The organism is Spinactinospora alkalitolerans, assembly GCF_013408795.1.
Taxonomy (GTDB): domain Bacteria; phylum Actinomycetota; class Actinomycetes; order Streptosporangiales; family Streptosporangiaceae; genus Spinactinospora; species Spinactinospora alkalitolerans.
This window is the reverse complement of the sequence record NZ_JACCCC010000001.1, coordinates 916325-939118: the sequence shown is the minus strand read 5'-3', so window position 1 is coordinate 939118 and position 22794 is coordinate 916325. Positions and strand designations below refer to the sequence as shown.

Here is a 22794-nt window from a genome sequence, read left to right as displayed (position 1 = left end):
GGTCCGGCAACGCGTCCAACGCCTTCAGCATCCCCGATCGTCCCGCCTCCCGCGACGGCGCCCTCCCGCTGAGCCCCTTCCCCGGCCCCTCCTCACCCGGCGCCTCCGCGCGCCCGTGACGGCTAACCTTTGACCATGCCCAACTCCGCACCGCACTGGTCGGCGCCGACGGCCGACCGCCCCGTGAACGCAACGATCGACCTGCCGGGTTCCAAGTCGATGACCAACCGCGCGCTCATCCTGGCGGCGCTGTCCGAGACGCCCGGCGTGGTGCGGCGCCCGCTGCGCAGCCGCGACACCGACCTGATGGCGGCCGCGCTGCGCGCACTGGGGATCGGCGTGAGCGAGTCCGGCGGCGACTGGTCGGTGGATCCGCGGCCGCCGCGCGGCCCGGCGTCGGTGGACGTGGGCAACGCCGGCACCGTGATGCGCTTCGTGCCGCCGCTGGCCGCGCTGGCAACGGGCGACGTGGAGTTCGACGGCGACCCGCGCGCCAGGGAGCGCCCCGTCGGCCCGCTGCTGGCGGCGCTGCGGCACCTCGGCGCCGACGTCGACGACGGCGGGCGCGGCGCGCTGCCGCTGGTCATCCGCAGCCGGGGCGCGGTGCGCGGCGGGGCGGTCACGCTGGACGCCTCCGGGTCGTCGCAGTTCGTCTCGGCACTGCTGCTCAGCGGCGCGCGCTTCACCGAGGGCGTGGAGGTCCGGCACGAGGGCGCGCCCGTCCCGTCGCAGCCGCACCTGGACATGACGGTGGAGATGCTGCGCACCGCCGGCGTGCAGGTCGACACCTCCGTCCCCGACGTCTGGCGGGTGGCTCCCGGCACCGTCAAGGCATCGGAGATCGCGGTGGAGCCCGACCTGTCCAACGCGGCGCCCTTCCTGGCGGCGGCGCTGCTCACCGGCGGACGCGTGACGGTACGGGACTGGCCGAGGCGCACCACCCAGCCCGGCGACGCGCTGCGGGAGATCTTCGCCGAGATGGGCGGCGACGTCGCGTTCGACGAGGAGGGCCTGACGCTGCGCGGCACCGGTGAGATCCGCGGCATCAGCGCCGACCTGCGCGAGGTCGGCGAGCTGACCCCGACCGTCGCCGCCGTGGCCGCGCTGGCGGCGACGCCCTCGCGGCTGACCGGCATCGCGCACCTGCGCAGGCACGAGACCGACCGGATCGCCGCGCTGGTCCGCGAGATCAACGACCTGGGCGGCGACGCCGAGGAGCTGCCGGACGGCCTGGTGATCCGGCCCCGGCCGCTGCACGGCGGCGTGTTCGGCAGCTACGACGACCACCGGATGGCCACCTCCGGCGCCGTCATCGGGCTCGTGGTGCCCGGAGTGGAGGTGGAGGACATCGCCACCACCGGCAAGACCCTGCCCGACTTCCCCGGGCTGTGGGCCGAGGTCACGGCGTGAAAGGCCGCGGTCGCCGCCTGGACGAGGACGACGTCCGGGTCCGGGCCCGGGGCGGATCGCGCCCGCGCACCCGCAGACGCCCCGCGCACGAGGACGCCGAACAGGGGTTCGTGACCGGGGTGGACCGCGGGCGCTACCGGTGCCTGGTGGACGACCGCGCGGTCGTGGCCATGAAAGCCCGTGAGCTGGGCCGCGGCAGCATCGTCGTGGGCGACAGGGTGGCGCTGGTCGGCGACCTGAGCGGCCGACCCGACACCCTGGCCCGGGTGGTGCGGGTCGAGGAGCGGACCTCGGTGCTGCGCCGCACCGCCGACGACACCGACCCGGTGGAGCGGGTGATCGTCGCGAACGCCGACCAGCTCGCCGTCGTCGTCTCGCTGGCCGATCCCGAGCCGCAGCCGCGCCTCATCGACCGCTGCCTGGTCGCGGCCTACGACGCCGGCCTCGACCCGCTGCTGTGCCTGACCAAGTCCGACCTCGCCGCCCCCGATGAACTGCTGGCCACCTACGCCACGCTCGACGTGCCCTACGTGGTGACCTGCAGCGACGGCGACGGCGTCGCCGCCCTGCGCGAGCACCTGCTGGGCCGGTTGAGCGTGCTCGTCGGCTCCTCGGGCGTGGGCAAGTCGACGCTGGTCAACATGCTCGTTCCGGAGGCCGAGCGCACCGTGGGGCACGTGAACCCGGTGACCGGGCGCGGTCGGCACACCTCCACCTCGGCGGTGGCGCTGCCGATCGAGGGCGGCTGGATCATCGACACGCCGGGCGTGCGCAGCTTCGGCCTGGCCCACATCGAACCCGACGACGTGGTGGCCGGCTTCCCCGACCTGGACGAGGCCGTCGCGGAGTGCCCCCCGGGCTGCCCGCACACCGGGGACGCCCCCGGCTGCGCCCTGGACGCGTGGCTCGACGAGGGCCGCCTCGACCCCAACCGCGTGGCCTCCATGCGCCGCCTGCTCAGCAGCCGCGAGAGCGACGAGTAGGCGCGGAGCGCGCGGGTTTCAGCAGGTTTCAGCAGGTTTCAGCAGGCTTCAGCAAGCACTGTCCTCAGGCTTGGGGTTGGCGATGCCGAACAGGGAGCGGCCCCGCAGCCCCAGCCAGGTTCCGGCGAGGGCCGCGACGGCCCACAGCCAGCCGTGCAGGCTCCCCGAGGCGATGCCGGCCAGGTAGGCCCCGATGTTGCAGCCTCCGGCGAGGCGGGCGCCGATGCCCATCAGGACGCCGCCGAGGACGGCGGCGGCCGCGACGTTCCACCGGATCCCGGTGTGCAGCTTCCAGGCTCCGCCCGCCGCAGCGGCGACGGCCGCGCCGACCATGATGCCGATGTTGGTGAGGCTGGTCTTGTCGGCCAGGACCGGGCCGGCGAGCTGCGCAGCCTGGTCCGGCTGCCGCCAGAACGCCCAGGTCTCGGGATGGGCGCCGAGCATCTGCAGGAACTTCGCGCCCCAGAGGTTGAACGCGCTGGTCACGCCCCAGGCGCCGCCGGAGACCAAGAGTACGCCCGCGCCCAGCGCCGCGAGCACCACCGCTCCGGCGAGCATCGGCCAGGAGCCGCGGATGATCCGGGTCGCGCCCTTCGTGCTCGGCACCGCGCCCGTCGGGGGCGGGGTGCGGCGGTTCTGGATCACCCGGGTGGCGGCGACGACCGCGGCGAGCACCGCGACGGTGACCAGCCACGAGCCGAGCCAGCCGATGTGGTCGGCGAGCAGGAACGGGGGCAGCGCGGGCAGGTCGTTGACCGCCTCCCACTGCAGACTGTAGAGCACCGAGCCGGCGATGAAGCCGAAGAGGGTCAGCACGATCGCGGACTGGCCGGACCCGACGGCGAACAGCGTGCCGGAGGCGCACGCGCCGCCGAGCTGCATGCCCAGGCCGAACAGGAACGCGCCGATGATCAGCCCGACCCCCAAGGGCCCGGCCGAGGGCTCCGGGGCCGCGCCGAACAGACCGGTCCCGGTACCGATGACCAGCGCGAACAGGGTCGCGGTGGTGCCGAGCAGCAGTGCGTGCGCGCGCAGCCCGGCGCCGTTGCCGACGGAGACGAGCCGCCGCCAGGCCGAGGTGAAGCCGAACCGGGAGTGGAACAGGGCGATGCCCAGCCCTCCACCGAGCAGGAGCAGCAGCCCGGGTTCGGCGCCGTGCGCGGACCACACGAAGGCGGTCAGCGCGGCCAGGCCGGCGAGCGCGAGCACCAGCGGCACCCACCGCACGGGGCCGAGGGAGGGCGCGCGCGGCGGCGGAGCGGACAGGGCGTTGTGGAACAGCAGCCGCGATGCGGGAGAGCGCGCGGCGGTGGCCTCGGGGACCGGGGCAGAAGGGGGTGTGGAGGTCGTCATGGAACCGACTCCGTGCGTGTCGGCGGTCGCGGGGAGGGACCGCTCATGGTCGGACAGGTCGCTGCGAGGCCGCTCAGGGCAGGCGGCGGTGGCACCGGCGGCGACACAGGGCGTCGTCGGTGCTCGTCAGCGACATGGAGAACAGGACCATGCGCAACTCGATCGTCAAACCGGACACGCCTCCCAGGCTATGCGCAACCGCGCGGCGGGCAAGGGATCGGGCCGAGAGGCGACCCGGCTCACATCCCGGCGGCGGCGCACGGCGCCGCGGTCCCCGTGCCGCCCCCGCGGTTCACAGGTCCAGGACGGCGCCACCGCGCACGCCGAGCTCGTCCAGACGGACCAGCATGTCCCCCGGGTCGCTGTAGACCCGGTAGGCGCCGGCGCGCTCCAGCTCCTCCCTGCCGTAGCCGCCGCACAGCACTCCGACGCCCAGCGCGCCTGCTCGCCGTGCGGCGAGCAGGTCCCACACGCTGTCGCCGACGACCATGGCGGAGCGCGGGTCCACGTCCAGCCGGTAGGCCGCCGCCATGAACAGGTCGGGATCGGGCTTGGCGTGGCGTACGAGGTCGCGGGTGATCATCGGGGTGTCCTCGGGCAGGCCGAGCAGTGCCAGCGCCGCACCGGCCGTCTCGCGGCGGCCGCTGGTGGCGATCGCCCACTTGATGCCGCGGTCGGTGAGAGTGTGCAGCAGCTCCGATGCGCCGGGCAGCGGCCGGACGGAGTCGTGCTGCTTGAGGTACTCCCGCGCGTGCGCCCGCTGCACCTGTCTGACCTGCTCCGGCGTCAGTTCGACCCCGGTCTCGCGCATCAGCGCGGAGACGAAGAGGCCCCCGCTCATCCCGATGCGGCGGTGGATCCGCCACACCGAGAGGTCGATGTTCATCTCCACCAGCGCGGTGCGCCAGGCGATGACGTGCTGGTAGACGCTGTCGATCAGGGTGCCGTCGAGGTCGAACAGGAACGCGGGCGGCACGGGCTGGGGGTACTGGTTGTCGCTCACGGATCCAAGTCTCGTGCGGCCGGCGCCGAAAGCGAAGATTCCCGGCGGCGTGGCGGATCATGGAATTCGTCCCGGTACGCGCCATGGGCCCGGACCCACCGGGTCCACCGGGCTCACCGGCGCGAGGGCTCCGGCAGCTCCCTCGCGGCGAGGAACATGCTGTGCACGGCCAGCTCCACCCGCTGCACGGCCTGGTCGGTGTCGATGGGGAGCAGGACATAGGAGATGGTGAGGCGCAGCGACACCTCCGCGATCGCGGCGGCGCGCTCGCCCAGTTCCGGCCGGCGCTCCAGCAGGAACGCGGTCATCCGCTCCCCCAGCGCCTCCTGCAGCGGCTCGGCGCGGGTGGTGAGGACCGGGAGCAGCCCGGTGTCGCCGGTGATGATCGCGCGCAGCAGCAGATTCTGCCCCGAGGCGGTGAGCGTCCAGCGGGCGGCCTGACCGACCGCGCGGGCGGGCTCGGCGTCGTGGTCGGTGAGGATCTCCATCACGCGGTCCAGGAAGGCCTCGGCCTCCCGCAGCACCACGGCCTGCAGCAGCCCCTCCTTCGTCCCGAACTCGTTGTAGAGGGTCTGCCGCGACACGCCCGCGGCCGAGGCGATGTCGGCCATGCGCATGCGCGCCCAATGCCCGGAGACGATCTCGGAGTATGCGGCGTCGATGAGCCGGTCGCGGACGCCTCTCGCCGGAGGGCCTCCGGTCCCGCCCGCCTCGTTGACAGGGATCATGGCAACCATGGTGGCACGCGGAGGCGCTAACACTCCGGTCACGCGGGAGTGCCGCCCGCGTGCGGCGGAGCGGGGGACGGTAGCGTTACGCGCCATGGCGGCCTTTGATGATGACCTGCGTCTCGCCCACGTCCTCGCCGACGCGGCCGACGACATCGCCCTCAAGCACTTCCGCTCCCTCGACCTGGAGGTCGACACGAAGCCGGACCTCACACCGGTGACCGAAGCCGACCGCTCCGTCGAGGAGACCCTGCGCGGCGTGCTGTCGCGGGCCCGCCCCCGCGACGCGGTGATCGGCGAGGAGTACGGCAAGACCGGCAACAGCGCCCGCTGCTGGGTGCTCGACCCCATCGACGGCACCAAGAACTACGTCCGCGGCGTGCCGGTGTGGGCGACCCTGATCGCGCTGATGGACGGCGACCGGCCGGTCGTCGGCGTGGTCTCGGCCCCGGCGCTGTACCGGCGCTGGTGGGCCTCAAAGGACAGGGGCACCTGGACCGGGCGCAGCCTCACCAAGGCCACGCGCTGCCACGTGTCGGCGGTGTCGAAGCTGGAGGACGCCTCGCTGTCGTTCTCCTCGCTGACCGGATGGGAGCGGCAGCAGCGCCTGGAGTCCTTCCTCGGCCTGACCCGCTCGGTGTGGCGCACCCGGGCCTACGGGGACTTCTGGTCGCACGTGATGGTCGCGGAGGGCGCGGTGGACGTCTCCGCCGAGCCGGAGCTGTCGCTGTGGGACGCCGCTCCCCTGCCGATCATCCTGGAGGAGGCCGGCGGGCGGGCGAGCGACCTGCGCGGACAGGACTTCGTCGACGGCGGCCCGCTGGTGTGCACCAACGGGGCGCTGCACGACGCCGTGCTGACCGAGCTGAACGGCGGCCCCACCCCGCTGCGCCTGACCTGACCGCGCGGACGCCTCCCGACCGAGTCCGAATCGACGCCGCTGTCCCGGCCGCACCGGCGCTTCGGGCGTAGTAACCTGCCGCTCGTGCCTGCCCTCCACGCGCCCCTCCCCCTTCGCGCCCTCCGTGCTCTGCTGCCCGCCACCGCGGCCGGTGTGCTGCTGTCCGGATGCGGTGGCGGTGACCGTCCCACCGCCGAGGAGCTGGAGGCGATGATCGTGCCCAGCGGGGCCGCGACGAGCGACGCCGCGAACGACCCCGACGTCGAAGAGCTGCGCTTCAACCCCGAATCCCTCGCCTGCGAGCCGCGCAAGAACAGCAGTGCCGCCGGTTCGTGGGAGACCTCCGCGCCGCGCACGGAGGTCTCCGGCGACGAGGTCGAGCTCGGGCTGCGCGACACCGAGGGGTCGGGCGAGGTGCCGGTCACCGTGCGGGTGCTCACGCCCGGCGACGACTCCTACCGGGCGGCGGCGACGCTGAACGGCTCCGACTGGGCCGAGCTGGCCTTCCCCGGCGATTTCGAGGCGGGACCGAGCGAGTTGGCTGCGGGCGCGCACACCGTGGTGTGGTCGGTCGGGGACGGCGACTTCGTGTCCTGCGACGGCTTCCAGGTGAAGTAGCGGCGGACCCCGCAGACGACGCCCAGCCAGGCTGCACGGCGACAAAGCCTACGACTCCCCTCGCCTGCGCCGTCGGCTCCGCAAGCGCGGGATCGCCCCGCAGAACCCGACAGATCGGGCCCGCCGCCGCCCGGGCCCGGTGGTTCTCTCGGTGATCTTGCTTGAGTTTCAACCTCGGCTCCAGGATGGAGCGGGCGAAGGGCGACATCGACACCAGTCTGGACACCACCGCCACGGCTTTTCCCGATTGAGCGCCGACGACGCTGAGCGGGACCGGGGTCGGTACCCGTCGGGCCCGCGCGTCGAGCCCTGCACGACCAAAGCGTTCAGGGCCCGGCCTGGAGAAGGGACACGCGCATGGAGTGGTCGATTCACCACGCTGCCCGATCCGCTGGAGTCACCGGCAGGACGCTGCGACACTACGGTGATGTCGGTCTGCCGGCGCCTTCCCGGATTGGCGATAGCGGATACCGGTACTTCGACCATGATGCGATTGTGCGGCTGCAGCGGATTCTCCTGCTCCGCGACCTGGGATTGAGCCTCAGCGCGATCGCGAGGTGATCAGCCGCGAAACAGACGGGGAAGAGGCTCTGCGCGCGCATGTCGCACTTCTAGAGGACGAGCGCACGCGCATCGGTCCAAGGACACTGGCCGCCGCATCGGACCGTCTTCGAACGGTCAGGGCCGCCCGATCGGGTTCCGTTCCACGGTCAAAGGACGGCCAAACGGCCAAGGGCCGGATCACGAGACTCCGTGATCCGGCCCTTGGCTGCAACTTCTTGGTAGCGGGGACAGGATTTGAACCTGCGACCTCTGGGTTATGAGCCCAGCGAGCTACCGAACTGCTCCACCCCGCGTCGGTGTGATCACTACTCTAGGGATCTCGGCCTCCGTACGCAAATCGGTTTCCCCGCGCCGGCGACCGGGTCTCCGACGGCCGAGCCCGCTGCCCGACCGGCCGCAGGACCGTACAGCAGACTCCGGTCGCCCGGAGACCCGGCAGGGCACCGGTCGGGGAAAGCGAAGAGCCCGTCGGGAAGAAGGAATCTTCTTCCCGACGGGCTCTTCGGCTCGTAGCGGGGACAGGATTTGAACCTGCGACCTCTGGGTTATGAGCCCAGCGAGCTACCGAACTGCTCCACCCCGCGTCGGTGTGTCTTCACAGTATCGCCATATCCCGGCAACACCAAATCAGGCCGTTCAGGCCGCCCGCGGTGCCGCCGCCAGACGCGTCGGGGGCGGGGCGAGTGCCCCGCCCCCGATCGGGCGTCGCCGGCGGTTCCCGGGGAGGCGCTACTCCCCGGACGCCGCCTCGGCGCGCTCCAGCGCCTCCTGGAGCCTCTCGTTGGCCTCGCCGTAGGCGGCGAAGTCGCCGTCCTGCAGCGCCTGCTGGCCTTCGTCGTAGGCCTCCGAGGCGTCCTGGAGGGCCGAGGCGAGGTCACCGCTGGGCTGGCCGGCCCCGGCTTCCTCCTGCCCCTCCTCAGGGGCCTCCTCGCCCTCGGGCAGTGGCGCGGCCTCGCCCTCGAACAGGTTGTTCAGGGCGTCCTGGAGGTTGCTGCCGATGGCGACCTCCTCGCCGAAGCCCACCATGACCTGCTGGAGCAGCGGGTAGGACGCCTGGTCGCCGCCGCCGGCCTGCACGTAGAGCGGTTCGACGTAGAGCAGGCCGCCGGCGAACGGCAGCGTGAGCAGGTTGCCGTAGGTGACCTCCGCGGAGCTCTGCTCCAGTGGCAGCAGGACCTCGCGCACGCCGGCGTCGGACTGGAAGGCGTTCTGCACCTGTCCAGGGCCGAGGATCACCGTGCTGCGCGGCAGCTCCAGGAGCCGCAGTTGGCCGTAGTTCTCCGAGGACGGATCACCGTCGACCGCCATGAACGCGGCCAGGTTCTCACGGCCGCGCGGGACGAACGTCGAGGTCAGCGAGAAGCTGGCGGACTCGTCCCCCGGGTAGCGCAGCGTCTGCCGGTACGGCGGCTCCGGGCTCTCGCCCTCCTGGGTCGGGTCGGTCGGGACGTCCCAGAAGTCCTGGCCGCCGTAGAAGGCGTTGGCGTTGACGACGTGGTAGCGCTTCAGGATCTCCCGCTGCACCTTGAACAGGTCGTCCGGGTAGCGCAGGTGCGCGCTGAGGTCCTCGTCGATCTCCTCCCTGGAGGTGATGATGTCGGGGAACGCGTTGGACCAGGTCTGCAGCACCGGGTCCGACTCGTCCCAGCCGTACAGCCTGACCGTGCCGTCGTAGGCGTCGACGGTGGCCTTGACCGAGTTGCGGATGTAGTTGACCTGGTTGCCGGGGAGCGTGTTCACCGCGTCGGTGCCCTCGGTGAAGGTGTCCTCGGTGGCGTTGGCCAGGTCGATCGGCGAGGAGTAGGGATAGCCGTTGGACGTGGTGTAGGCGTCGACGATCCACTGGATCCTGCCGTCGATCACCGCGGGGTAGGGCTTGCCGTCCACGGTGAGGAACGGGGCGACCTTCTCCACGCGGTCGGCGGGGTCGCGCTCGTAGATGATCTGCGACTCGCTGTTGATCGCGTTGTTGAGCAGGATGTCCGGCTCCTGGTACTTCACCGCGTAGAGGATGCGGTCGAAGAAGCTGCTGAGCTGGACGCCGCCGTCGCCCTCGTAGCGGTTGGTGGCCTGGCCGGAGTCGTTGCCGCCTCCGGGGTCCTCCGCCGCGGGCTCCTCGGCGGCCGGCGACTGCCCCTCCGCCGGCGTCTCATCCTCCTGCTGCTGGTCGCCGTCGGCGGGCGCCTGCGCGCTGTCGGCCTCGGGCGAGGGCGAGGCGGTCGGGGTGACCGCGTCCTCGGTGGTGGGGACGTCCTCGGTCTCGGCGTCGAGCGGGTAGTCGTACTCCGGCTCGGCGTTGACGATGACGTACTCGGCGCCCTCGTGGCCGAAGTAGATCCGCGGCTCGTAGTCGCCGGCGGCATCCGAGAGCTCGCCGGTGGGCGGGATGTTGTACTCGGTGAAGACCGGGCGGCCCTCGGCGTCGACCTGGTTGCCGGCCGCGGCGACGATGCCGAAGCCGTGCGTGTAGACGAGGTGGCGGGTCAGCCAGTTGTCCTGGCCCTCGGGCGGGCCGTCGAGCTCGCGGGCGGCGATGACGGTGTCGACGGTGCCGCCCTCGGGCGTCTCGTAGCGGTCGACGTCCAGCACCTCGGGGAACTGGTAGAAGCCGCGGACCTGCTGCATCTGCTGGAACGTCTGCGAGACCACCGAGGGGTCGACGAGGCGGACGCTGGGGATGGTCGAGGCCTCCTCCGACAACTGGGCCGGGGTCAGCTCCGTCTGCGCGTCATAGGTGGTGACCTCGGCTTCGGCGATGCCGTAGGCGTCGCGCGTGGCCTCGATGTTGCGCTGGATGTAGGGCTCCTCCAGCCGCTGCTCGTTCGGGTTGACCGTGAACTGCTGGACGATCGCCGGGTAGACGCCGCCGATCAGGATCGCGGAGAGCACCAGGAGGCCGAGGCTGACCATCGGCACCATGGCGTTCTTGAAGTAGATGTTGGCGAAGAACAGCGCGGCGCAGACGAGCGCGATGATGAAGAGGATGATCTTCGCGTAGAGGACCGCGTTGACGTCGGTGTAGGACGCGCCCGGGGTGTAGCCGCGGTTGGAGAAGACGAGCCCGTACTGGTCGAGCCAGTAGGCCGCCGCCTTCAGCAGCACGAACAGGCCGAGCAGCACCGAGAGGTGCACCCGCGCGGCGGGGGTCGCACGCTGCCCCTGGGACTGCAGGCGGACGCCCCCGTAGAGGTAGTGCACGATGACGGCCGCGATGAACGCGATGACCACGGCGGCGAACAGGTAGCCGAGGATGGCTCGCAGGAAGGGGTAGACGAAGGTGAAGAAGGAGATGTCGATGCCGAACTGCGGGTCGTTGCGACCGAACTCGGCGGCGTTGGCGAACTGCAGGTAGGTCTGCCATTCGGCGCTTGCGGAAGCGCCGGTGAGCAGGGCGAGGCCGCCGACGACACCCCAGAAGAAGAGCTTGCGGTGCGGGTCGATCGACATCCTGTACCGGTCCAGGCCCTGCTGCTCAAGGCTCATGGGGCGGTAGGCGGGGCGGGCGCGGTAGGCGAAGTAGACGCTCGCGCCGACGACGAGCGCCATCACCAGGCCGCCCCCGACGAACAGCAGTCCTCTGGTGCGCAGTTCGGTCGTGAAGACCGAGGTGAAGCCCACCGATTCGAACCACTTGTAGTCGGTCCAGAAGCTGGCGGCCAGCATGATGCCTGCGATGATGACGACCACTGCTGCCGCGACGGGCGCGAGCAGCCGGGATCGACGAGGCATACGCGCAGTCGGTGCGCCGGGCGATCGGAAGCTCACGCCTCCCCCTCGTTATGGCTGTTGGTCGAGCATGTGGACAAGATTCGTGCTCCTTGTCCTCGTCTTGGAAACTTATCGGGGCTGCGCTTGGTTCCCGGATCCCCGGGCCGATGTGGTGTCAAGACGGCATCGAGCCGGCATCGAACCTGCATCGCGACGGTTTTCGGATCGGGTTTCGGGGCCGCCGCTTCGACCTTACTGGTCGCGATCGGCGAAACCGCGCGGGTGATCGGCCACCATGGAGGAGTGTCTTTCAACATTCGCGAAGTCGTCCTGGACCTCGAGCGCCACGCGTCGGAGCAGGGCTGGGACCAGCCCGTCCGGGTGTATGCGCTGGTGCCGACCGCCGACCTGCTGGCCCGCGAACCGCAACTGGCCGGATTGCTGGGGGTGAGCGAACCGGTGGACGCCGAGGAGCTGACCCCGATCGAGCAGGAGCCGCTGCCGGCCGAGCTGCCGATCGAGGACGCCCTGGGCCGCATGGCCTGGCCCGAGTCGGTGACCGGGTGCGCGCTGGTGATGGAGCGGCTGGTGCTGAAGGGGTCCGACGAGACGCTGGACCCGCCGAGGAGCGGCGATCTGGGGGCGTGGGCCAAGGAGCAGCCGGGCAGCGAGGAGGTCCGCATGGTCGCGGCCGTGCTGCGCGACGGCACCCGGCACTCGGCCCTGCGGATGCGCGACCACGACAGTGAGGACCAGGTGCTGAACGGGCAGGATCTGGTCCCGGCGCTGACGTCGGCGCTCGCGCTGACCCTGGAGGAGGACTGACGTCCTCTTCGGCGTGAGCGCAAGGCTCCCGGCCCGCCTCGGGAGGCGGCTGCCGGGGCGCGTGTCCGGTGAGACGTCCGCGGCGAGCGGCGCACTCGCAGGGCATCGGTCCACCGGACACGCCCTCGATCGTTGACGGGAATCGGACGCTGTGGCCGCGGTTCTTTCGTACACCACCGCATGACGTGGGAAGGCTGCCGTCAGCGCGCCGGCGGCGCGAAAGGTCGCGCCGCACGTGCGCACCGGGCACCCGCCCCCATGGGCCGGTGCCCGCGAAAGCGGTGATCCGAGACCTCCCGCGTCGCCGGACGCCTGCGCGCCGACGACGGCCCCACCAGGCCGGCGGGACCACAGCAGGGCCTGGAGACGATCCCGGCCCTCTCCCAACGACGATCTAGTGTTCTGAGTCGTTAATTCGTTGAAGAACGACTATACTTTCAGAATGGCGGAACGCGGACGGCGCAAGAGGCCCTTGGTGGTCAGTGACGAGGACCGGCGCACGCTGGAGCAGATCGCGCGGCGGCGAACATCGGCGCAGGTCATGGCCCAACGGGCGCGGATCATTCTGCGGTGCGCCGAAGGCGGCTCCGACGGTCAGGTCGCCGAAGAACTCGGCGTGTGGCCCCAAACCGTAGGCAAGTGGCGCAACCGCTACATCGACGGCGGCATTCAAGGGCTTTCCGACAAGGAGCGGCCGGGCCAGCCCCGCAAGATCAGCGACGCAAAGGGCGAAGAAGTGATCCGGGCGACCCTGGAGACGCCTCCGCCCGATGGCGGAACGCACTGGTCGACACGGATGATGGCCGCCGAGTCCGGACTCAACCAGACCGCGGTGTCGCGGATCTGGCGCGCGTTCGGATTGAAGCCCCACCTCGTCGACGAATGGAAGCTGTCCACCGACCCGTTCTTCATCGAGAAGGTCCGTGACGTCACCGGGCTCTACCTGAACCCGCCCGATCACGCGCTTGTTCTGTGTGTGGACGAGAAGTCCCAGATCCAGGCGCTGAACCGCTCGGCCCCGGTGCTGCCGATGATGCCGGCGGTGCCCCAGCGCCAGACCCACGACTACATCCGCGCAGGTACGACGACCTTGTTCGCCGCGCTGGATGCGGCCTCGGGCACGGTGATCTCCGCCCAGCACCGCCGCCACCGCGCCGTCGAGTTCCGCAGGTTCCTCAACCAGATCGACCGGGAGACGCCCCCGGGCCTCGATGTGCACCTGGTCCTGGACAACTACGGCACGCACAAAGCGCCCATCATCAAGGACTGGCTGCCGGCCCATCCGCGTTTCCACCTGCATTTCATCCCGACCTACTCCAGTTGGATGAATCTGGTGGAGCGGTTCTTCGCCGAGATCACCCGCCGGATGATCCGGCGGGGCACCTATACCTCGGTCAAGGAACTGGAGTTGGCCCTGCAGGCCTGGATCGACGAGTGGAACGCGGACCCCAAGCCGTTCGTATGGTCCAAGAGCGCCGAGGAGATCTTCGAGACCATCACCGCATATCTTAATCGAATTAACGACTCAGAGCACTAGCAGCGCGGGAGCTCGTCGAGGCCGGTGCCGGTGCGGATGGACTCCAACGCGTCGACGGCGTCGCCGAGCTCCTCGATCTTGACAACCTCGATCTCGCCGGTGGCGGCGGAGTCGAAGGTCTGGGAGCAGCTCTCGGCCGCGACGAAGAAGTACTCCGCGCCCTGCCGCTGGGCGCTGACCATCTTCTGCTGGACGCCGCTGACCCCGCCGACGTCGCCCCTGACGTCGATCGTCCCGGTGCCGGCGATGGTGTGCCCACCGGTGAGCCCTTCGGGGCTGAGGCGGTCCATGATCCCCAGCGCGAACATCATGCCGGCGCTGGGGCCGCCGATCTCGCCGACGCTGATGTCGACCTCGAACGGGAACTCCAGGTCGTTGCCGACCAGGACCCCGATGACCGGGTCGCCCTCCTCCGACTCCGCCGACTCGACCACGACCTCCTCGGTCTCGCCGTCGCGGCTGACGGTCAGCTCCACCGGGTCGCCGGGCTCCCGGTCCTGGACCTCCTCCACGGCCTCGGCCTTGTCCGCGACCGCCTCCCCGTCGATCCGGGTGATCAGGTCACCGGTCTCCAGCAGGCCCTCGGCCGGCATCCCCTCGCTGACCCCGGCGACGACGGCCGCCGTCTCGTAGTCGATCTCCAGCTCGTTGAGCGCGGCGGCGAGGGCGGTCTCCTGAGAGCTGTCCATCTGCAGCGTCTGGTTCTCGGTGATCTCCTCGACGCTGCGGTCCGGCGGGAAGACGACCTCTTCGGGCAGCACCGCCTGGTTCGGGGACAGCCACGCGCTCAGCGCGGTGAACAGGTCCATCCGGTGATCGGGGCCGCCGGCGTACTGGACGGTGACCATGGACAGCCCGCCCTCGTGCTCGTAGCTCTCGCGCCCCTCGATCCCGATGATGCGCTCGCCGTCGTGCTCGTCGAGGGTGTTGAGGGCCAGACCCGGCGAGGCCACCAGGTAGGGCACGCGGAGGAACAATCCAGCGACCGCGAAACCGACCAGCAGGGCGGCCGCGACGATGAGGGTCATCGCACGACGGAACATGCAGGCAAGCCTAAGGGGTCGGTTCGGGCTCCCGGCGCCGCCGGGTGCGCGGGCGCCCGCGCACCGGTCGCGCGGGAGGTTCCGGAGGCGCCGCGCCGCCGTCGGCGGGAGAAGGCGGATCGGCGCGCGTGCGCGGTCCGGTGGGCCTCCTCAGCAGGCCCCCACCCATTCGGTGCCGCCGTCGTCGAAGGTCTGGTGCTTCCAGATGGGCACCTCGGCCTTGATGTCGTCGATGAGCCTGCGGCAGGCGTCGAAGGCCTCCTCGCGGTGCGCGGCGGCGGCCGCGACGACGACGGCGGTGTCGCCGATCTCCAGGTCGCCGACGCGGTGCAGCGCGGCGACCCGCCACACGGGGCGGCCGTCCCCGGTGGTGTCGGCCACGACCTTCTCCATGACCCGCCGCATCTCGGCCTCGGCCGAGGGGTGCGCCGAGTACGACAGCGCGGTGACGCCGCGCCCGTGGTCATGGTCGCGGACCGTGCCCACGAAGAATGCGGTTCCTCCGGCCCGGGCGTCTCCGACGGCCGAAATCACCTCGTCAACCGAGATCGGGGTATCGCGCAGCCCCGCCAGCGTGATCGATTCCACGCCCATGACGGTATCAACTGGGCATCCCGGACGGACGGACCCCCGAGTCGCCCGCTTCTCCCCCGATCTCCCCCGAAACCGGCCAAGGGGGTCCGTTCGCCTCCGAAACGGCCGCGCGGCGCCCGCGTTCCGGCGCGGAGCGTCCCCGCCCCGGCACCCGTCAGCCCTTGCGGCGCTTGCGGAGGTGGCGCACTGCCGCGGCGGTGCCGATCGCGGCGACGGCGGCGCCCGCGGCGCTGGCCGCGGTGATCGTGGCCTCCTTGCGCCCGAGGGTCCGGCCGACCAGTGCGTGCTTGCCGGTGCGGGCCTCCAGCAGCGCCTGCAGGGCCTCGGCGTTGTCGTACTCGGGGTGCCAGCCGGCCTCGCGCAGCGTCACGCAGTCCACCACGCACGGGTAGACCAGGAACCGCAGCTCGCCGGCCGGGGCCGGGGTGATGCCGACCCGGTGCAGCCGCTGCGTCGCGCCGAAGGCCAGGTTCGCCGGGAGCTCGAAGCTGCGGATGCCCGCGATCTCCTCCGCGTCGGCCTGGGTGAGCGAGCCGTCGCAGCCCACCGCCAGGACCCCGTCCTTACCGTCGACCTCGTTGCGGACCATGAAGTCCAGCGCGCTCACCAGGTCCTCCACGTGGCAGAACTGCCACGCCTGTTCGCAGCCCTTGACGGTGAGCAGCCGGGGTGCGGCGAAGTGCCGGGTGAGCAGCGTGTCGAGTTCGGGGCCGACCAGGGGCGCCGGGCGCACGACGGTCACCGAGAGCCCGGGGTGGGCCCGCCGGGCGAGCGCGGCCAGCTCCTCGATCTCGGCGAAGTCGCTGAGCAGGCCGGCCCCGGACTCGGTCTTGAGCGGGGCGGACTCCGCGAGTGGGACGGGATTGGCCGGATCGGCGCCGTAGACCATGGTGCTGGTGATGAGGATGACGCGCGGCACGCGTTCGGCCGCGGCGGCCGTCAGCACGGTCTGGGCGGCCCGGATGTTTCGGGCGCGCCGCTCGCGCGGGTGCGTCTCCAGCGACCGGTCGTCGTCGGTGTGCACGAGCACGTCGACCCCTGCGAGCCGCGCGGCCAGCCGGGGGTCGCGCACGTCGGCGATCCGCCACGTCACCCCGTCCGCATCGCCGCGCTGCTCATCGATGGCGATCACCCTGGCGACCCGGCCGGAACCGGCGGCCTTCGGCAAACGTTCCACCAGCATCCGCCCGACGCCGGTGGCGGCGCCCGTGACCGCGACGACCAACCCATCGGCGGTGTGGCTGTGCTGTGGGCGAACCTGGCCAGATTGAGTATTCACTCCGGGCGGCTCCCAGCTAACGTGACAGTGGAGACATTCCTATCCTGCCTGAGGTCTAATCGTGAGCGACCTTCCTTTTGGTTTCAGCATGCCGAACGATCCCGATGACGAGTCCGGGCGCCGGTCGGGTGATTCCGGCTCGGGCGCCGGCAGCGGCGGCAGCGGCAGCGGCGGCCCAGGTGGGGGGATGCCGAACATGCCGCCCGGCGGCTTCCCCTTCGGCGACCCGCAGCAGATGGCGCAGATGCTCCGGCAGTTCGCCGACATGATGTCCGCGCAGACCCCGTCCGGCCAGGGCGACCAGAGCAGCGGCATCAACTGGGACATGGCCAAGAACGTCGCCCGGCACTCGGTGTCGGAGCACGGCGATCCGAGCGTCGGCGTCACCGAGTACGCCCACGTGCAGGAGGCCCTGCGGCTGGCCGACCTGTGGCTGAACGAGGCCACCTCGCTGCCGTCGGGCGTGCACACGATGGAGGCGTGGAGCAGGTCGGAATGGGTCGAGAAGACCATGCCGACCTGGTCGAAGCTGTGCGACCCGCTGACCGCGCGCATCGTCGAGTCGATGGGCCAGAACCTGCCGGGCGAGATGCAGTCGATGGCCGGTCCGCTGCTGGGCATGGTCCGGCAGATGGGCGGAATGCTGGTCGGCCAGCAGGCCGGGCAGGCCATCGGTGAGCTGGCCCGCGAGGTGCTCGGCTCCACCGACGTCGGCCTGCCCCTGGCCGGCGAGGGGCGCGCGGCGCTGCTGGCGCCGGGCGTCGCCAAGTTCGGCGAGGGGCTCGGCGTCCCGCTGGACGAGGTGCGGCTGTACCTCGCGGCGCGCGAGACCGCGCACCACCGGCTGTTCGGGCACGTGCCGTGGCTGCGCTCGCACCTGTTCAGCCTGGTCGAGGAGTACGCCCGCGGCATGTCCTTCGACATGAGCGGCCTGGAGGAGAAGCTCGGCCAGATCGACATCGCCAACCCGGAGGCGCTGCAGGAGGCGCTGTCGGGCTCCGAGGGCGAGGGGCTGTTCCAGCCGCAGGACACCCCGCAGCAGAAGGCGTCGCTGGCCCGCCTGGAGACGACCCTCGCGCTGATCGAGGGCTGGGTGTCGGTGGTCGTGGACGCCGCGGTGGCCGAACGGCTGCCGCAGGCCGCCTCACTGGCCGAGGCCATCCGCCGCCGCCGGGCCAGCGGCGGTCCGGCCGAGCACACCTTCGCCACCCTGGTGGGCCTGGAACTGCGGCCGCGGCGGCTGCGCGAGGCCGCGACGCTGTGGAAGGCGCTGGAGGAGGCCCGCGGGGTCGACGGCCGCGACGCCGTGTGGGAGCACCCCGACCTTATGCCCTCCAGCGACGACCTGGACGACCCCGAGGGGTTCGTCAGCGGCCGGGCCGACGCCGAGGCCGCGCAGCTCGACATCTCGCAGTTCACCGCCGAGCGCCCCGAAGGCGACTCCGAGGAGGGCGGCAGCGGCGGCAGCGGTGAGGAGGACGGCGGCAGGGGCGGCGAGGACGGCCGGTGAGCCTGCACGCCCGGGCCCGGTCGGCGCTGTCGTCCTGGATCGCGCCCGATGCGGCCCAGGACGCGCTGCGCCGGGACTACCTCGCCCACCTCGACCGCCACCCCGACGCGATGTGGCGCTCCTGCCTGCCCGGTCACCTCACGGCCAGTACCGCGATCATCGACCCCTCGGGGCGGCGCGCGGTGCTGACCCTGCACAGCAAGCTCAAGCTGTGGCTGCAGGTGGGCGGGCACTGCGAGGCCGATGACGCGAGCCTGGCGGCCGCGGCGCTGCGGGAGGCCACCGAGGAGTCGGGCATCCGGGGCCTGCGCCTGCTGCCCGAACCGGTGCGGCTGGATCGGCACACGGTGCCGTGCGGTGGCGGCTCCTGGCACCTGGACGTCCAGTACGCCGCGGTCGCCCCGGGCGACGCCGTCCTGGCCCGCGTCGAGGACGAGTCCGACGACCTGGACTGGTTCCCCGTGGACGACGTTCCCGACCCCTCCGACGACGCCTGCCGTCGGCTGGTCGCCGCTGCCGCCGCCGCGGTGCGCGCGGCGTGACCCCCGCCGCCGAACCGGACGCACCGTCGGCGACTCGGGCGAAGTAAGGTCGCGCCGCACGGTCCCGTGCCGGACCCCCGCTCCCAACGGGTCGGCGCCCGCGAAAGCGGTGACCCGAGACCTCCTGCGCCGCCGGACGCTGCGCGCCGACGACAGCCCCACCAGGTCACCACGGGCTCGGCAGAACCTGGAGATAATCCACGCCCTTCCCACCGGCGATCTAGCGCCCCGCGAGCAGGACGCGGGTGGAGTCCCAGCCCTCCAGGCCGGGGTCCAGGCGAGCGATGTCGGCGGGGGTGCGCAGGCGGTGCCAGCCGGGGGCCGTGGACAGGGCCCGGCGCGCGGGGGCGGCCTCCGCCAGCAGAGCGAGGGCCTCGGGATCGTCCAGGCCGACGTCTCCCGGCCAGTCCGGGGTAGGGAGCCGGGCGGCCAGCGCCACCAGGCCGCCGTTGCCCGACGGGCAGACCGCGACCTCGGCCGATCCCAGGGCGCGGAAGAGCTTTCCGACCAGCAGCGGCGGCAGATCGGGGGCGTCGGCGGCGACCAGTGCGGCCTGATCGGCTCCGCGTGCGGCCAGGGCGTCCAGCGCGAGCCGCACCGGACCGGCGCCGCTCACCGGCAGCACGGGGGTCCCCGGCCAGGTCAGTTCGGCGACGCCGGCGGCGCGCCGGGCCAGTTCCGCGTCATCGTCGGCGCCCCACACCACGACGGCCGGTTCGCACAGTTCGAGCCCTGCGACGACCTCGTAGGTGTCCTCGGTGAGGGCGAGCGCGAACTCCGCCGGGTCGACGCCGGGCGGCGGCGCGGAGCCGGTGCCGGGGGTGGCGAGCACGGCGGCGATGCGCTTCACACTGAGCTCCTGGGGGTGGGAGGGGCCTGGTCGGTGCGATGCTAGTCGCTGTCGTCGTCCGGATCCGGGGACACTCCCGCGGCGAGCCGCGGCGCCGCGGTGACGCCCTCCAGGTAGCCGCGGGCACGTTCGGCCTTGGGGTAGCGGTTGACCAGTTCCCAGAACTCGTGGCCGTGGCCGGGGATGATCAGGTGCACGAGCTCGTGGATCAGCACGTAGTCGACCACCCAGGCCGGCATCCCGGACAACCGGCGCGACAGCCGGATGGAGCGGTCGGCGGGGGTGCAGGAGCCCCAGCGGGTGTGCTGGTTGTCGACCCAGCGCACGCTGGCGGGCCGCACCACGTCCGGCAGGTAGCGTTCCGCCAGCTCCACGGCGCGTTCCTGCAGCGCGTCATCGCTGGGGCGGCGGCGCTCCTCGCGCGCTTCGAGCCGCTCCAGCATGCGGTCCACCCAGCGCTTTTCCTCCGCGCGGGAGAGACTCGCCGGAACGAGGACGACCGTCTTGTCCCCGTCCCTGTAGGCGGACACGGTCCGCCGACGACGGGAACTCCGGCGCACCTCGACTTTTGGATCGGGAGGCACAATTTTAAGGTAGCCCAGAGTTGACAAGTGCCACAGGGGGTGGAAGGCACCCTTTTACCATCGGAAACACCCTATGTCCGTCCACGGAAGTCGGCAATACAGCCGAATCGGTGCCGTATCAGGGCGTGAGCAGCACAAAAGAGCGGACGGCACCGGCGTCCACATCCGGCCAGGGCGCACCGCGGGCCCGCTCTCACATATCCGACGCCCCCGGACGCACCACGCGAAGCACCGAACGGTGACAATGTCCCCGTGAGCGATCTGCCCCGACGCGCGTTCACGCGCACCGCAAAGCTGGCGTCCCTGCCATTGGGCTACGCCGGCCGCAGCACGATGGGCCTCGGCAGGCGCATGGGCGGAAGCCCGGCCGACGAGGTCAGCAGCGATGTCCAACGCCGGACCGCCGAGCACGTCTTCGAGGTCCTCGGCGAGCTCAAGGGCGGCGCGATGAAACTCGGACAGGCGCTGTCCGTGTTCGAGGCCGCGCTGCCCGAGGAGATCGCCGAGCCGTACCGGGCCACCCTCACCCGGCTGCAGGAGGCCGCACCGCCCGTCCCCGCCGCGACCGTGCACCGGGTGCTGCGCGACAACATGGGTCCCGGTTGGCCGGAGCTGTTCTCCTCCTTCGACGACGAGCCCGCCGCGGCGGCCTCCATCGGCCAGGTGCACCGGGCCGTGTGGCACGACGGCCGCGAGGTGGCCGTCAAGGTGCAGTACCCGGGCGCGGGCAAGGCCCTGATGAGCGACTTCCACCAGCTCGCCCGCATCAGCAGGCTGTTCCCGGTCATCATGCCGGGCCTGGAGGTCAAGCCGCTGCTGGCGGAGCTGAAGGACCGGATCATCGAGGAGCTGGACTACGGATTGGAGGCCACGGCCCAGCAGGGCTTCGCCGATGCCTACGCCGACGACCCCTGCTTCGTCGTCCCCGAGGTGCTGGCCGGCCACGAGCAGGTGCTGGTCAGCGAATGGCTGGGCGGCCGCCCGCTGTCGGAGATCATCACCGAGGGGACCCGGGCCGAACGCGACCGGGCCGGGCTGCTCTACACCCGGTTCCTGTTCTCCGGTCCCGAGCTCGCCGGGCTGCTGCACGCCGACCCCCATCCCGGCAACTTCCGGTTGCTGCCCGACGGCCGACTCGCGGCCCTGGACTTCGGCGCGGTGAACCGGCTGCCCGACGGGTTCCCCCTGGCCTTCGGCCGACTCATCAGGATCGGGCTGCGCGGCGACGCCGAATCCGTCGCCGAAGGGCTCGTCGACGAGGGCTTCCTGCGGCCCCACTCCGGCATCGCCCCCCAGCGGCTGCTGGAGTTCCTGATGCCCAGCGCCGAACCGGCCCGGCACGAACGGTTCGCGTTCAGCCGACTGTGGCTGCGGGAGGAGGCCGAACGCCTCTACCACAAGTCCAGTGCCGTACTGCGGGAACTCAACCTGCCGCCCTCCTACATGCTGATCCATCGCGTGATCCTGGCCTCGACCGGAGTGCTGTGCCAGCTCGGGGCCGAGGTGCCGGTCCGCGCCGAGGTGGAGCGCTGGGTCCCGGGCTTCCTCGACGAGTGGTGACGCGGACGCGGAGGAGGACGTCCGGCGGTCGCGCACCGATAAGGCCGAGGGGCCGGGGACCCCGCGTTCGCGCGGTCCCCGGCCCCTCGGCGGTCACCTCGGTCGATGCAACCGTGTCATGTCTCGGCTAGTACACCTGTGTCATTACCGGTCAATGCAACCATGTCATGTCTCGGCTAGTACACCTGTATCGTTATCGGTCAACACAATCGCGAGACCCGGATTTCCATGAGCGCCTGTTCGGCACGGCGCTCCTCGCGGAGCTGGGCCCGGAGCTGACGCGCGTTGAGCCGGTGGCGCCGACGCCGACGCTTGTCATCGACGGTCTTCTCCAGACGGACGAGTTCGTGGAGCAGCATGGTGGTTTCCTTCGCGGTATCGAAAGCGGTTGTTCGGAGGTTGGTCCGGCCGATCCGGCCGGATGGGCCCGATGCCGGGGCTAGGCGGCGACCGGCTGGGCGTCCTTGCGGGGACGGCCGCGCGGGCGCTTGCGGGCGACGACCTTGCCGGCGACGAGCAGCTGCCCGCCCCACACGCCCCACGGCTCCCGCCGCTCGAGCGCATCGGCCAGGCACTGCTCCCTGACCGGGCAGTCGGCGCAGACCGCCTTGGCGGCCTCGACATCGGCCGGGGCCTCGGCGAAGAAGAGGTCCGGCTCCCATCGGCAGGGGACCTCGACCTCCCCGAGCCACGGAGTTTCCAGGACCGACGCAAGCATCGGTGTCCTCCCTGTTCTTGGTGATCAACGCGGTAGGCGACAACGACGACCGGAATCTCGTCCGGTTGAGGGGCCTTGACCTGCGATGAGTCCCACGAGACAGGTCTCCGCTCCGGGAGACGGGTTCTCGGGAGACAGCAAAATGGCCGCGGCCCCAATGTGGGGTTCCGCGGCCACGGGAGGATCACCCGGCCTTTTCAGCTAGGCCGGAGCACTCCGTGGACACTCCCCCACCGCGCCCTCGGGGCGCTGGGATTCTGCGAACTTCGTTCCGATGCGGTGGCGGCTCGGCATGAGTCGAGCGGCCTGGGCATTGCCCGCGGCGGCCCGGGCATTGCCCGCGTGGAACAACACATCCGTATCCATGCACACACCACTGCCGCGCCCGGCGCCCCAAGCGCCGAGGAACGGACCGAAAGCAGAGATCAGAGTCCTCATTTGACCGGAGCACCTCCTCACATTGAGACCGTCGGGATCTTCTCCC

21 protein-coding genes, 2 tRNA genes and 1 pseudogene are annotated in these 22794 nt (G+C 71.5%); 11 read left to right on the top strand and 13 right to left on the bottom strand.

All coding sequences use genetic code 11. The features are described 5' to 3' along the window. Window positions 1–135: 135 nt before the first annotated feature. Both aroA and rsgA read left to right on the top strand, forming a co-directional pair. Complete coding sequence (aroA, locus tag HDA32_RS04390; RefSeq protein WP_179641949.1) at window positions 136–1410, top strand: 3-phosphoshikimate 1-carboxyvinyltransferase; 1275 nt, start codon at window positions 136–138, stop codon at window positions 1408–1410. Then, entirely contained in the window at window positions 1407–2393 is a 987-nt protein-coding gene (gene rsgA / locus HDA32_RS04385) for a ribosome small subunit-dependent GTPase A (protein ID WP_179641947.1), read from the top strand. Before aroA ends, rsgA begins: the two co-directional genes overlap by 4 nt. A gap of 48 nt (window positions 2394–2441) precedes the next feature. On the opposite strand, the gene HDA32_RS04380 is transcribed toward rsgA, so the two are convergent. The 3 genes from HDA32_RS04380 to HDA32_RS04370 form a co-directional block, all read right to left on the bottom strand. Continuing rightward, the gene (locus HDA32_RS04380; protein WP_179641945.1) at window positions 2442–3746 is read right to left on the bottom strand and encodes a YeeE/YedE family protein; all 1305 of its coding nucleotides are present in this window, start codon (window positions 3744–3746) and stop codon (window positions 2442–2444) included. A 292-nt stretch (window positions 3747–4038) separates the two neighbouring features. Then, entirely contained in the window at window positions 4039–4749 is a 711-nt protein-coding gene (locus HDA32_RS04375) for an HAD family hydrolase (protein ID WP_179641943.1), read from the bottom strand. A gap of 113 nt (window positions 4750–4862) precedes the next feature. Next, window positions 4863–5477 carry a TetR/AcrR family transcriptional regulator gene (locus tag HDA32_RS04370; protein ID WP_179641941.1) on the bottom strand — a complete coding sequence of 205 codons (615 nt, stop codon included), beginning with the start codon at window positions 5475–5477 and terminating at the stop codon, window positions 4863–4865. 94 nt (window positions 5478–5571) lie between these two features. On the opposite strand from HDA32_RS04370, the gene hisN reads away from it, so the two are divergent. From hisN to HDA32_RS30490, 4 genes and pseudogenes are all read left to right on the top strand, one after another. Next, the gene (gene hisN, locus HDA32_RS04365; protein ID WP_179641940.1) at window positions 5572–6378 is read left to right on the top strand and encodes a histidinol-phosphatase; all 807 of its coding nucleotides are present in this window, start codon (window positions 5572–5574) and stop codon (window positions 6376–6378) included. An 84-nt stretch (window positions 6379–6462) separates the two neighbouring features. Then, window positions 6463–6996, top strand: a complete 534-nt coding sequence (locus HDA32_RS04360) for a hypothetical protein (protein WP_179641939.1) — start codon at window positions 6463–6465, stop codon at window positions 6994–6996. After that, window positions 6992–7090: pseudogene (locus HDA32_RS04355) on the top strand (IS5/IS1182 family transposase); the annotation flags it as partial. The gene HDA32_RS04360 and the pseudogene HDA32_RS04355, both read left to right, overlap by 5 nt. Window positions 7091–7353: 263 nt before the next feature. Next, the gene (locus HDA32_RS30490) at window positions 7354–7557 is read left to right on the top strand and encodes a MerR family transcriptional regulator (protein WP_246334230.1); all 204 of its coding nucleotides are present in this window, start codon (window positions 7354–7356) and stop codon (window positions 7555–7557) included. 219 nt (window positions 7558–7776) lie between these two features. Here HDA32_RS30490 and HDA32_RS04345 read toward each other — a convergent pair. From HDA32_RS04345 to HDA32_RS04335, 3 genes are all read right to left on the bottom strand, one after another. Further along, window positions 7777–7853 (bottom strand) — tRNA-Met (locus HDA32_RS04345). A 217-nt stretch (window positions 7854–8070) separates the two neighbouring features. Continuing rightward, window positions 8071–8144 (bottom strand) — tRNA-Met (locus HDA32_RS04340). Window positions 8145–8289: 145 nt separating this feature from the next. Then, entirely contained in the window at window positions 8290–11289 is a 3000-nt protein-coding gene (locus tag HDA32_RS04335; RefSeq protein WP_179641938.1) for a UPF0182 family membrane protein, read from the bottom strand. 282 nt (window positions 11290–11571) lie between these two features. On the opposite strand from HDA32_RS04335, the gene HDA32_RS04330 reads away from it, so the two are divergent. Continuing rightward, complete coding sequence (locus HDA32_RS04330) at window positions 11572–12093, top strand: PPA1309 family protein (protein ID WP_312863038.1); 522 nt, start codon at window positions 11572–11574, stop codon at window positions 12091–12093. A 442-nt stretch (window positions 12094–12535) separates the two neighbouring features. Next, window positions 12536–13630 (top strand): IS630 family transposase, encoded by a 1095-nt coding sequence (locus tag HDA32_RS04325; RefSeq protein WP_179641936.1) that lies wholly within the window; start codon window positions 12536–12538, stop codon window positions 13628–13630. Here HDA32_RS04325 and HDA32_RS04320 read toward each other — a convergent pair. The 3 genes from HDA32_RS04320 to HDA32_RS04310 form a co-directional block, all read right to left on the bottom strand. Continuing rightward, entirely contained in the window at window positions 13627–14673 is a 1047-nt protein-coding gene (locus HDA32_RS04320; RefSeq protein ID WP_179641935.1) for a YlbL family protein, read from the bottom strand. The two genes, HDA32_RS04325 and HDA32_RS04320, sit on opposite strands and share 4 nt — an antisense overlap. Window positions 14674–14823: 150 nt before the next feature. Continuing rightward, window positions 14824–15267, bottom strand: coding sequence for a molybdenum cofactor biosynthesis protein MoaE (locus tag HDA32_RS04315; RefSeq protein ID WP_179641934.1), 444 nt, complete (start codon window positions 15265–15267; stop codon window positions 14824–14826). Window positions 15268–15421: 154 nt separating this feature from the next. Beyond that, window positions 15422–16492: an NAD-dependent epimerase/dehydratase family protein gene (locus HDA32_RS04310; protein ID WP_179646459.1), complete on the bottom strand. Its 1071-nt coding sequence runs from the start codon at window positions 16490–16492 to the stop codon at window positions 15422–15424. A gap of 115 nt (window positions 16493–16607) precedes the next feature. Here HDA32_RS04310 and HDA32_RS04305 point away from each other — a divergent pair, with 115 nt between their 5' ends. Together HDA32_RS04305 and HDA32_RS04300 are read left to right on the top strand one after the other, a co-directional pair. After that, the gene (locus HDA32_RS04305; RefSeq protein WP_179641933.1) at window positions 16608–18056 is read left to right on the top strand and encodes a zinc-dependent metalloprotease; all 1449 of its coding nucleotides are present in this window, start codon (window positions 16608–16610) and stop codon (window positions 18054–18056) included. Next, window positions 18053–18598: an NUDIX domain-containing protein gene (locus HDA32_RS04300; RefSeq protein ID WP_179641931.1), complete on the top strand. Its 546-nt coding sequence runs from the start codon at window positions 18053–18055 to the stop codon at window positions 18596–18598. The genes HDA32_RS04305 and HDA32_RS04300 overlap by 4 nt, the downstream gene beginning before the upstream one ends. Window positions 18599–18818: 220 nt before the next feature. On the opposite strand, the gene HDA32_RS04295 is transcribed toward HDA32_RS04300, so the two are convergent. Both HDA32_RS04295 and HDA32_RS04290 read right to left on the bottom strand, forming a co-directional pair. Continuing rightward, complete coding sequence (locus HDA32_RS04295) at window positions 18819–19448, bottom strand: hypothetical protein (RefSeq protein ID WP_179641930.1); 630 nt, start codon at window positions 19446–19448, stop codon at window positions 18819–18821. Window positions 19449–19489: 41 nt separating this feature from the next. After that, window positions 19490–19978: a M48 metallopeptidase family protein gene (locus tag HDA32_RS04290; RefSeq protein WP_376766932.1), complete on the bottom strand. Its 489-nt coding sequence runs from the start codon at window positions 19976–19978 to the stop codon at window positions 19490–19492. 306 nt (window positions 19979–20284) lie between these two features. Here HDA32_RS04290 and HDA32_RS04285 point away from each other — a divergent pair, with 306 nt between their 5' ends. Further along, a complete protein-coding gene (locus HDA32_RS04285) occupies window positions 20285–21592 on the top strand; it encodes an ABC1 kinase family protein (protein WP_179641927.1) in 1308 nt (435 codons plus the stop codon). Between the two features lie 200 nt (window positions 21593–21792). On the opposite strand, the gene HDA32_RS04280 is transcribed toward HDA32_RS04285, so the two are convergent. Both HDA32_RS04280 and HDA32_RS04275 read right to left on the bottom strand, forming a co-directional pair. Continuing rightward, a complete protein-coding gene (locus HDA32_RS04280; protein WP_179641925.1) occupies window positions 21793–21951 on the bottom strand; it encodes a hypothetical protein in 159 nt (52 codons plus the stop codon). Between the two features lie 80 nt (window positions 21952–22031). After that, window positions 22032–22310, bottom strand: a complete 279-nt coding sequence (locus tag HDA32_RS04275; protein WP_179641923.1) for a WhiB family transcriptional regulator — start codon at window positions 22308–22310, stop codon at window positions 22032–22034. Between the last annotated feature and the right edge of the window lie 484 nt (window positions 22311–22794).